Genomic DNA, 683 nt, shown 5'->3' with positions numbered 1-683 from the left:
GTTTTGGCGAGGACTTCAGCTTGCCAAGCAGCCGCTCATGCACCGGACGCAGGTGTCAGGCGGCGCGGCCGACCCAATCGGCGAGCGTGGAGCGATCGAGATTGATTCCTTGCCGGGCGTAGATCTGCGCCTGACGATAGAGCGGAAGGTGATCGGCATATTTGGACACCAGCACCTGGGCAACCGTCGCCTCGGTCGGAAGACCACCCTCGATCAGTCGGGCCGGCGCCGGAGCCTGAACCACAACATCCTCGCAGGCGCGGCAGGCATATTTGGGCCGACGCACGACGATCACACGCAGCTGCGCCGGCACGATGTCGAGCCGCTCGCTCACGTCCTCGCCGATCCGATGTAACCCATTGCGGCAGCACGGGCAGTACGGTCCTCGATGTCGACAACCATCTCCACGCGCGGCAGATGGGGCGGCAGCGCGCCCCGGTTCGCTCGGCGCTTCGTGGCCTTTGCTTGGCGCTCTGCGGGAGCAGATTGCTCCGTCTCTTCCTCACCGGCCGCCTCGATCTGCTCGGCCTCTTCGAGTCCCAGCAGCAATTGATCCTCGGGGAGCATCTCAGCACGCCGGCCGAAGCGGTGGCGCTGCAATTCCTTGATGATCTGGATCAGCCGGGCGTTCTCGACGTCGCGCGCCAGGACCATCGCCTTCAGCGCGTCCGGATCGTCGGGAA

1 pseudogene is annotated in these 683 nt (G+C 65.4%); it reads right to left on the bottom strand.

Annotation, left to right across the window (positions count from 1 at the left end):
* Positions 1-58: 58 nt before the first annotated feature.
* Positions 59-683, bottom strand: a pseudogene (locus tag E5X34_RS32625) (IS66 family transposase zinc-finger binding domain-containing protein); the annotation flags it as partial.

The sequence above is a fragment of the Mesorhizobium sp. genome (assembly GCF_004963255.1).
Taxonomy (GTDB): domain Bacteria; phylum Pseudomonadota; class Alphaproteobacteria; order Rhizobiales; family Rhizobiaceae; genus Mesorhizobium.
Note: the sequence above shows the minus strand (reverse complement) of the source record. Positions and strands in the feature narration are given on the sequence as shown.